9 protein-coding genes are annotated in these 9,374 nt (G+C 73.1%); 4 read left to right on the forward strand and 5 right to left on the reverse strand.

The window, feature by feature from the left end:
* Nucleotides 1–165 precede the first annotated feature (165 nt).
* From ACFXDJ_RS23860 to ACFXDJ_RS23880, 5 genes are all read right to left on the reverse strand, one after another.
* The gene (locus ACFXDJ_RS23860) at nucleotides 166–1,620 is read right to left on the reverse strand and encodes a penicillin-binding transpeptidase domain-containing protein (RefSeq protein WP_384659623.1); all 1,455 of its coding nucleotides are present in this window, start codon (nucleotides 1,618–1,620) and stop codon (nucleotides 166–168) included.
* Between the two features lie 62 nt (nucleotides 1,621–1,682).
* Nucleotides 1,683–2,360, reverse strand: coding sequence for a response regulator (locus ACFXDJ_RS23865; protein ID WP_384659621.1), 678 nt, complete (start codon nucleotides 2,358–2,360; stop codon nucleotides 1,683–1,685).
* Nucleotides 2,357–3,664, reverse strand: coding sequence for a sensor histidine kinase (locus ACFXDJ_RS23870; protein ID WP_384850247.1), 1,308 nt, complete (start codon nucleotides 3,662–3,664; stop codon nucleotides 2,357–2,359). The genes ACFXDJ_RS23865 and ACFXDJ_RS23870 overlap by 4 nt, the downstream gene beginning before the upstream one ends.
* The gene (locus ACFXDJ_RS23875; RefSeq protein WP_384850250.1) at nucleotides 3,664–4,659 is read right to left on the reverse strand and encodes a hypothetical protein; all 996 of its coding nucleotides are present in this window, start codon (nucleotides 4,657–4,659) and stop codon (nucleotides 3,664–3,666) included. Before ACFXDJ_RS23875 ends, ACFXDJ_RS23870 begins: the two co-directional genes overlap by 1 nt.
* A gap of 103 nt (nucleotides 4,660–4,762) precedes the next feature.
* Nucleotides 4,763–5,545: an IclR family transcriptional regulator gene (locus ACFXDJ_RS23880; RefSeq protein WP_384652662.1), complete on the reverse strand. Its 783-nt coding sequence runs from the start codon at nucleotides 5,543–5,545 to the stop codon at nucleotides 4,763–4,765.
* A gap of 180 nt (nucleotides 5,546–5,725) precedes the next feature.
* On the opposite strand from ACFXDJ_RS23880, the gene ACFXDJ_RS23885 reads away from it, so the two are divergent.
* From ACFXDJ_RS23885 to ACFXDJ_RS23900, 4 genes are all read left to right on the forward strand, one after another.
* Nucleotides 5,726–7,258, forward strand: a complete 1,533-nt coding sequence (locus ACFXDJ_RS23885; protein ID WP_384652660.1) for an aldehyde dehydrogenase (NADP(+)) — start codon at nucleotides 5,726–5,728, stop codon at nucleotides 7,256–7,258.
* An 80-nt stretch (nucleotides 7,259–7,338) separates the two neighbouring features.
* The gene (locus ACFXDJ_RS23890; RefSeq protein WP_384652658.1) at nucleotides 7,339–7,560 is read left to right on the forward strand and encodes a hypothetical protein; all 222 of its coding nucleotides are present in this window, start codon (nucleotides 7,339–7,341) and stop codon (nucleotides 7,558–7,560) included.
* A 140-nt stretch (nucleotides 7,561–7,700) separates the two neighbouring features.
* On the forward strand, nucleotides 7,701–8,948 hold the full coding sequence (locus tag ACFXDJ_RS23895; protein WP_384850266.1) for a TerD family protein: 1,248 nt from the start codon (nucleotides 7,701–7,703) through the stop codon (nucleotides 8,946–8,948).
* 113 nt (nucleotides 8,949–9,061) lie between these two features.
* Nucleotides 9,062–9,232: a hypothetical protein gene (locus ACFXDJ_RS23900; protein ID WP_384652656.1), complete on the forward strand. Its 171-nt coding sequence runs from the start codon at nucleotides 9,062–9,064 to the stop codon at nucleotides 9,230–9,232.
* Nucleotides 9,233–9,374: the final 142 nt, after the last annotated feature.

Genomic DNA, 9,374 nt, shown 5'->3' on the forward strand with positions numbered 1-9,374 from the left:
GGCGTGGGGTCCGGGGGGGGGGGGTTGGGCGGTCGGTTAATTGCACACGACACGGGGCGGGCACCCCGGGGGGGCCCGGCCGCGTTTCCCGCGCATCGGGAACCCACCGGATTCGGCCACACGTACGGGACACGTGCGAGACGCGTACGGGGCTGCCGGGCGAGGCTACTTCTTCAGCCACGCCTCCATCATCTTCTGCGCGACGGGAGCGGCCAGCTTGCCGCCGCCGATCTCGGAGCGGTCGGTGTCCGAGCGCTCGATCACGACGGCCACCACGATCTGCTTGCCGTTCAGCTTCCCGTACGAGGTGAACCAGGCCAGCGGCGCGAGGCTGTTGTTCACGCCGCGCTGGGCGGTACCGGTCTTGGCCCCGACCTCGGCGCCGTCGACCAGGGCGTTCTTGCCGCCGCCCTCGGTCGCGACCGTCTTCATGGCGTCGCGGATCATCGAGGCGGTCTTCTCGTTCATCACCTGCTGGGACTTCGGGTCCTTGAAGCTCTCCAGCACGTTGCCGTTGGAGTCGGTGACCTCGGAGACCTCGTGCGGGGAGACCAGCTTGCCGCCGTTCTCGATCGCGGCCGTCACCATCGCCATCTGGAGCGGGGTGGCCTGGACGTCGAACTGGCCGATACCGGTCTGCGCGACCTGGTCGACCGACATCTTGTCCTTCGGGTACTTGCTGGTCGGGTTGGTCCACACGGGGACCTTCTGCACCACGTTGAAGCCGAGCTTCTCCGCCATGGCGCGCATCTTCCCCTGGCCCAGCTTGTGGGCGAACTCCGCGAAGACGTTGTTGCAGGACAGCTTCAGCGCGGTCCGGGGGGAGACGTTGTTGCAGGCCTCGTTGCCCGCCTCGCTGGGCAGCTTGGTCACGGTGCCGGGGATCGTGTAGTCGCCGGGGATCCCGGTGGGCGTGTCGATGTTCGTGACCAGGCCGTCCTCGATGGCCGCCGCCAGGGTGACCAGCTTGAAGGTGGATCCCGGTGCCTGCGGCTTGCGCAGCGCCGTGTTCTCCATGGCCTTGCCCTTGTCGGCGCCGAGCGCGTCCCACGCCTTCTGCTCCGCCTCGCCCGCGCCGGCGATGGTGCCCGGATCGAAGGTCGGGTTGTTCACGACGGCCAGGATCTCGCCGGTGGCCGGGTCGATGGCCACGGCGGAGCCCTGCTTGTCCTGGAGGGCGTCCCAGCCCGCCTTCTGGACGTCCTTGTCGATGGTCGTCAGGACGTTGCCCGGGGAGGCGCGCTTGTTGGTGAGCGTGTCCATGATGCTCTTGAGCCGGTTGTCCGAGCCGTTGAGGACGTCCTTGTAGACGCCCTCCAGCATGCTCGCCCCGAATGCCTGGGAGCTGTAGCCGGTGATCGGCGCGTACAGCGGTCCGTCGGTGTACGTCCGCTTGTACGCGAAGTCCTTGCCGCCCGTCTTCGTGGAGCCGGTGATCGGTTCACCGCCCACGATGATGTTCCCCAACGGGTTCTCGAACTTCCCGATGAGGTTCCGCCGGTTGTTCTCGTCGTCTGCGAGGGCCTGGCCTTGATATGCCTGCACCCAGGTGACCCGCACCAAAAGGGCCAGCACCAGAAGCAGACAGAAGACCGACGCACGCCTGATCGTCTTGTTCATCCCCCAGAAGGACGTCCCAGCGGTGCCGGCCGTTCCGCTCTGCCCCGATTGTGGCGGAGTTCTCAGCCTTTCTTCATGGGGAAACCTCCCTCGTACGCCGCGATGACCGCCTGGGTACGGTCCCGGGAGCCGGTCTTGGCCAGCACCGCGGCCACGTGCGTCTTCACCGTCTGCGGACCGACCCCGAGGCGCTCGCTCACCTCGTGGTTGGACAGCCCGGCGGCCATCAGGCGCAGTACGTCGGCCTCCCGGTCCGTGAGCCGGGCCACCCAGGGCGCGGCGCCCGGTCCGGCGCCGGCCGGGGTGTGGGCGGCGGCCAGGGAGCGGACGGCCGCCGGGAAGAGCAGCGAGTCCCCGCGGGCCACGAGCCGGACCGCGCCGATCAGCTCGTCGGGGTGGGACCGCTTGAGGAGGAACCCGGCGGCTCCCGCGCGCAGCGCGTCGTAGACGTACGCGTCGTTCTCGAAGGTGGTGACCACCACGACCCGCGGCGGGGCGTCCATGGTGGCGAGGATCCGCCGGGTCGCCTGGATGCCGTCGACCTCGGGCATCCGGACGTCCATCAGCACCACGTCCGGGGCCAGGGCCCGGACCACGGACACGGCCTCGGCGCCGGTGGCCGCCTCCCCGACGACCTCCAGATCGGGCTCGGCGTCGAGGATGACGCGCAGGGCGGTGCGGACCATCCGCTCGTCGTCGGCCAGGACGATGCGCAGCGGCGGCCGGGCCGGCGGGGTCATCGCGGGCCCCCGCCGAGCGGGAGGACGGCCCGCAGCCGCCAGCGGCCCGCGTGCGGCCCGGCCTCTACGTGCCCGCCGAGCAGCACGGCCCGCTCGGCGGCCCCGCGCAGCCCCCGTCCCCCGGTGGTCCGGGCCGCCGCAGCGGCGGCCGGTTCGTTCGTCATGGTGATCTCCAGTTCTTCGTGTCCGCCGCGCATCCGTACGAGGATCCGCAGATCGACCGGGCCCTCCCCGTGCCGCAGCGCGTTGCTCAGCCCCTCCTGCACGATCCGGTACGCCTCGCGCGAGGCGATCGCCGGGAGCCACTCCCAGTCCCCGGCCGGTCCCGGGTCCTGGAGGGCGGCGATCGGTGTCCCGGAGGCCCGGCTCCGGTCCAGCAACCCGTCGAGGTCCCCGGCCAGCGTCGGCGCGGGCGCGGCTCCCCCGGCACCGGAGCCGCCGCCGGCCGCCGTGCCGTCGCCCTCCCGCAGCAGGCCGAGCACCGCGTCCAGCTCTCCCACCGTGCGCCGGGTGGTGTCCTCGATCGCGGCGAGCGCCTCCCGTACGAAGCCGGGGTCGGTGTCGAGCACCCGCCGGGCGGCGCTCGCCTGGAGGGTGACCGCGCTCAGCGCGTGCCCGACGGAATCGTGGAGCTCGCGGGCCAGCCGGTTGCGCACCGCCAGGTCCGCGGCCCGCTCCTCGGCCGCCGCCAGCCGGTCCGCCGCCGTCGGCCCGAGCAGCACCGGCGCCAGCCGGACCAGCAGCGCCCCGGCCCCGACGGCGCACAGGACGAGCCCGGTCAGCAGCCCGATCCCGAACAGGGGGGCCAGGTACACCCCGGCCCGTACGTCGAACCAGCCCAACCTGAGCGGCACCTCCCGCAACCCGCTCACCAGCGGCAGGGCGATCAGCACCACCGCGGCGGGCGGCACCGCCAGGGTCATTCCGCTGACCAGCGCCCCGACCCCGAGGTGCACGGTCCACCAGGCGGAGGTCCTTCCCCTGGCGGCCCAAGTCCGGGCCGGTCCCTGCGCGAGCCGCTCCCCCGCCACCCCGGTCAGGGCTCGGACGGCGGTCACCGACATCGGCCGGACCAGTCCGAACAGCCCGGTCGCGGCGACGAGCGGCAGGGCCAGGGCGTAGGCGGCGAGGCTGAGCGGCAGCGAGTTGAGCGCGTTGACCCCGCCCCCGAGGACCCCGACCACCACCTGCGTCAGCAGGAAGTACGGCATCAGCAGGGCCCCGCCGAGGATCAGGTGCACCCACCGCAGCCGGGCCCGCGCCCCCAGCAGCCGGCTCGGGCCGCCGCTCGCCCCCGCCTTCATCACACCGTGCGGCGGGAGGCGAGGAACCGGGTGAGGACGGCCGCGCCGAGCATTCCGGTGATCATCTGACCAGAGTAGGCCAGGTAGATCATCGTGGAGGGGCTTCCGCCCGCAACGTCCGGGCCCAGTACGGCTATCAGCAGCCACGCCCCCCAGCTGAAGGTCGCCGCCGACCCGATCCAGGCGAGGCACAAGGGCCACCGCACCGCCCGGTCCCCGCCCCGGGCCAGCAGCAGCACCCCGGCGGCGGCCGCGAGCGCGCACAGCGCGTGGACCACGTTGACCACGCCCGTCTCCGCGGAGTACACGGCGACCTGGTCCTTGCTCAGCCCGGCCGTGCCACCGAAGGCCCAGTACAGGTGCGTCGCGGCCACCACCGTGCCCAGCGCCGCCGAGGCTCCCGCCACCACCCCCGTGGGTGACGGGAGCCTCTTCCCCAGCACGCCCTGCCAGCGCGTGCCCCAGCGCTCCCGCGCATAGGGCACGAACAGCCCGGCCAGGGCGAGTCCTTGGAGCATGAAGCCGGAGTAGACGACGTTGAACACCCAGGGGTCGAGGAAGGGCACCCGGGCGGCCTGCGCCGCCTCGTCCGCCCCCATGCCCAGCGCCTTGACGAGCATCTGGCCCGGGAACGCGGTGAGGATCGGGGTGAGCAGGCCGGTCGCGACGAAGACCGGGAGGATCATCAGCCACGACGGCACCCTCGTGCCCCAGGGGCGGGTGAGCACCAGCACGAGCAGGATCACGGTGGCGTCCATGACCAGCGTGGCCGCGTTCGCCACGGTGAAGAACAGCCCGCGCTCCAGGAGCACGCTGCCGTCCGGTATGCCGATCCTGCTCCCGCCCAGCCAGGCGGCCTTCAGCGCCAGGTACGGGAGGGTGGCGGCCAGGGCCGCCGCCCGCAGGATCTGCCGCCCGGTCCCCAGGGCGGGGGCCGGGGCCGACGGCTGCGTGGCGAAGTCCGTATCGCTCGTGTGAACCGCTCGTGTGGTCATGACCCAACGGTCCCGCGTCCGCCGCGCCGCCACCTCCCCCGTGAAGGGGAACCGCCTCCCCCGCCCGGGGGAGGAACCGCGCCCTCCGCCGCCCCGCCCGCGCCTACATCCGCCGCGTCACCACCGACAGCCGGTCCCGCGCCTCGAACAGCGCCGCCTTGATGGCCTGTTCGTGCCCCGGCGTCAGCCGCGCCACCGGCACCGAGCAGCTCACCGCGTCCCGGGCCGGCGTCCGGTACGGCACCGCCACCCCGAAGCAGCGCAGCCCGAGCGTGTTCTCCTCCCGGTCCACCGCGTACCCCTGTTCCCGCACCAGGGCCAGCTCGTCGATGAGCCGGTCCCGGTCGGTGATGGTGTGCTCGGTGACCGGTTCCAGCCGCCGCGGCAGGAGTCCCCGTACCTCTTCGTCGGTGTGCGTGGCCAGCAGCGCCTTGCCGAGCGCCGTCGAGTGCACGGGCAGCCGCCGCCCGACCCGGGTGAAGGGCCGCAGATAGTGCTGGGACTGGCGGGTCGCGAGATAGACCACGCTCGTCCCGTCCATCCGGGCCAGGTGGATGGTCTCCGTCGTATCGTCGGAGAGCCGGTCCAGCGTCGGCCGCGCCGCCGCGACGACCTCGTCCCCGTCGATGTACGAGCTGCCGACCAGCAGCGCCCGTACGCCGATGCCGTACCGCGTACCCGTCGCGTCCGTCTCCACCCAGCCCAGGTTCACCAGGGTGCGCAGCAGCATGTAGAGGCTGGATTTGGGCAGGGAGAGGTCGTTCTGGATGTCGGCCAGGCTGTGCAGCCCCGGCCGCGAAGCGAAGTGTTCCAGCAACTGGACCGTGCGCACCGCCGACTTGACGGCCGCCGGTGCGCCCGAGCCCCCCGACTCAGCTGTCGTCATTCGCCTTCGTGCCCCTCTGTCGCTGTGCCCGGTTCCGGCTCGGCTCCGGTTCGTCCCTTGTCAGACCGGAAGGCGCGGAAATAGAGTCCCCACAGGATGTGATCATTCATCCAGCGGAACGGCGTTCAGAATACTGAACGCATCCGTGCGGGTCAGCGTAGATCCAGGAGGCAGTTCGCCATGGCAGCAACACCAGTCTGGAGTGTGGACCCCCGCACCGGGAAGCAGCGCGAGCAGGTTGCGGTGGAGGCCACACCCCAGGAGGTGGACGAAGCCGTGCGCGCCGCCCACGCGGCCCGCGTCGCGCTCGCCGACGCCGTCGCCCGGGCCGCCTTCCTGCGCGCCGCCGCCGATCTCCTCGACGAGGCCGCCGCGCACGTCATCGAGGCCGCCGACGCCGAGACCGCGCTCGGCCCCGGCCGGCTCACCGGCGAGCTCGCCCGCACCACCGGCCAGCTGCGCGCCTTCGCCGACGCCGTGGACGAGGGCTCCCACCTCGACATCCGCATCGACCGCGCCGACCCCACCACCACCCCGCCCCGCCCGGAGCTGCGCCGCTACAAGGTGCCGCTGGGCGTGGTCGCGGTGTACGCCGCCTCGAACTTCCCGCTCGCCTTCTCCGTCCCCGGCGGGGACACCGCCAGCGCGCTGGCCGCGGGCTGCCCGGTCGTGGTCAAGGCGCACCCCGACCACCCGGCCACCTCCGAGCTGTGCGCCTCGCTGCTGCGCCGGGCGGCCGTCGCCGCCGGGCTGCCGCCCGAAGTGGTCTCCGTGGTGCACGGGTTCGACGCGGGCCTGGAGCTGATCCGCCACCCGCTGATCACCGCCGCTGGGTTCACCGGCTCCATCCGGGGCGGGCGGGCCCTGTTCGACGCCGCCGCCGCGCGGCCCGTGCCGATCCCCTTCCACGGGGAACTGGGCTCCCTGAACCCCGTCGTGGTCACGTCGGCGGCCGCCGCCGAGCGCGCCGAGGAGATCGGCGCCGGGCTGGCGGGATCCGTCACCCTCGGGGTCGGCCAGTTCTGCGTCAAGCCCGGCCTGGTCCTCGTACCCGAGGGCGCGGACGGCGACCGGCTCGCCGGCGCGCTCGGCAAGGCGCTCGGCGAAACCGAACCCGGGGTCCTGCTCGACCACCGGATGCGGGAGAACTTCGTCGCCGGGGTCCGCGAGCGCGCCGCGCTGCCCGGGGTCGACGCCCCCGTCACCCCCGGCTCCGGGGGCGCGCACACCGTCGGCGCGGGCTACCTGAGCCTGCCGGCGCGGACCCTGCTGGAGGGCGGGCCCTACGAGGTGCTCCTGGAGGAGTGCTTCGGCCCCGTCACCGTGCTCGTCCGATACGCGGACCAGGGCGAGGCCGGGGCCCTGCTCGGCCGGCTCCCCGGGAACCTCACCGCCACCCTCCAGCTGTCGGCGGCCGAGGCGGCCGGCGGCCCGGGACCCGCGGCGGAGCTGATCGCCCGGGTCACGGCGCTGGCCGGGCGGATCGTGGTCAACGGCTGGCCGACGGGTGTCGCGGTGGCTCCGGCCCAGCACCACGGCGGCCCCTACCCGGCGGCGACCTCCCACTCCACCTCGGTCGGCGGTACCGCGATCGAGCGCTGGCTGCGTCCGGTGGCCTACCAGTCGGTGCCGGACGCCCTGCTCCCGCCGGAGCTGCGGGAGGCCAACCCGCTGGGGCTGCCGCGCCGGGTCACGGGCGACCGGCCCGCCTGAGGCGGTGCCGGCCGGCCTGACGCGTTGCCGGCCCGCTTAATGCGTTGCCGCCCCCGCCCCGGGGGCGGCAGTCTGCGCCCATGCCCAGACCACACGGATTCTCGTACGAACAGCTCGGCGGCCACACCGTCGCCATCACCCACCAGGGTCGGGCCGCGACCACCCTGCGGGGCAGCCGCGCCGACAAGTTCCTCGCCGAAGTCGAAGCCGGTGACGCACAGCTGGTGATGGCCCGCTGGACCGGCGCCTACAAGTTCGGCAACGAGCGGATGGCCAAGAACCACCCCAGGAACCGGGGCTGAGAACCGCCCCCCGGACCGCCCCCGGACCACACCCCGACAGCACCGGAACCGTGGCGGATCGGCCACGGGACCCGGCGAAATCTCGCCGGAGAGTAAGGGAACGGCAAAGCGGCCTCGGTCGTTCTCCCGGCATGACCGCTATGACCCCTGGTTCCAACCTGCCGCTCAATACCGTCCGGGTGACGGTCGACGTGGCTGCCCCGGTGCGGCTCGACGTGTCCGGGCTGCTCCTCGCCGCCGACGGCAAGGTGCGTTCCGACGCCGGTTTCATCTTCTTCAACCAGCCGGCCGGCCCCGGTGTCGAGTACCGGTCCGGCGGCGGTACGACACCGGACTCGATCACCGTGGACACCGGCTCGGTGCCGCAGGGGATCGAGCGGATCGTGATCACCGCCAGTCCGGACGCGGCCGGGCAGACCTTCCAGGGCATCGAGCCCACCGCCACCGTGCGGGACGCGGCGAGCGGAGCGGTGATCGCCACCTTCACCCCGCCCCGGCTCGGTACGGAGACCGCCCTGGTGGTCGTCGAGGTCTACCAGCGCGGCGGCGTGTGGAAGGTCCGCGCGGTCGGCCAGGGGTACGCGAACGGCCTCGCCGGCATCGCGACCGACTTCGGGGTCTCGGTGGAGGACGAGCCGGCTCCGGCCCCCGCCGCCCAGGCCCCGACCCCCGTGGCTCCGCCCGTGCCTCCGGCTCCCCCGGCGCCGGCCGCGTACCCGCCCTCCCCCTGGCTCGGCGCCGCGACCCCCGCGGCGGCCGCTCCGGCCCCCGTGGCCCCGCCCGTGCCCGCCGCGCCCGCGCCCGGCGCGGGGAAGGTCAACCTCGACAAGGGCCGGGTCAGCCTCCAGAAGAACCAGACGGTCTCCCTGGTCAAGAACGGCCGCCCGCTGCTCTCCCAGGTCAAGATGGGCCTCGGCTGGGAGCCCGCGTACGGCGGCCGGGACATCGACCTCGACGCCTCCGTCATCGCGTACGGTCCGCAGCGCAACCACATCGACAGCTGCTACTTCGGCAAGCTGTCCATCCTCGGCGGCTCCGTCAAGCACTCCGGTGACAACCTCACCGGCGAGGGCGCGGGCGACGACGAGGTGATCGTCGTGGACCTCGGCCGGCTCCCCGCCGACACGACGGGCCTGGTCTTCACGGTCAACTCCTTCTCCGGCCAGAAGTTCACCGAGGTGGCCAAGGCCTACTGCCGCCTGATCGACGCCGCGACCGGCGAGGAACTGGTCCGCTTCGACCTCACCGGCGCCGAGCCGCAGACCGGGGTCATGATGGCGAAGCTGATCAAGCAGTTCTCCGGCGAATGGGAGATGACGGCCATGGGCGAGTTTGTGAAGTCGCGCACAGTGCGGGGCATGGTCAAGCCGGCCGCGCAGGCACTCTGAGCAGGTGGGCGGGCACATGAAGCGACCGCGCCGCCGTTCCGGGGTGGTCCGGGTGATCGATTCCACCCTTAAACCGGAGGTGGCTGTCAGTGCCCGCCCGTAGCCTTGAACCCATGTACCAGACACTCCAGCCCGCGGGTCCCGCGCGCCCGTCCGCCGCCGAGGCGAACGACGCGATCCGGCACCTCGTCGAGAGCCGGGTGGACGGCGAGTGGCCCTCCGAGGCGTATGAGTTCCTCCTTGAGGAATGGGCCGCGGCCAGCCGCGCCGAAGACTGCTTCTAGCTCGTCCCCCCACCGACACGAAGAGCCCCCCGGCCCCCGGGGCCGGGGGGGGCGTTTTGTTTGTACCGCGGGTTTTGTTTTACCGGGGGGGTGTGGTGGTGGGGGGCGGCGCCCCCCCGGGGAGCGCGGTAGCCGCCCCGGG

The organism is Streptomyces sp. NPDC059443, assembly GCF_042750105.1.
In the GTDB taxonomy this organism is placed as follows: domain Bacteria; phylum Actinomycetota; class Actinomycetes; order Streptomycetales; family Streptomycetaceae; genus Streptomyces.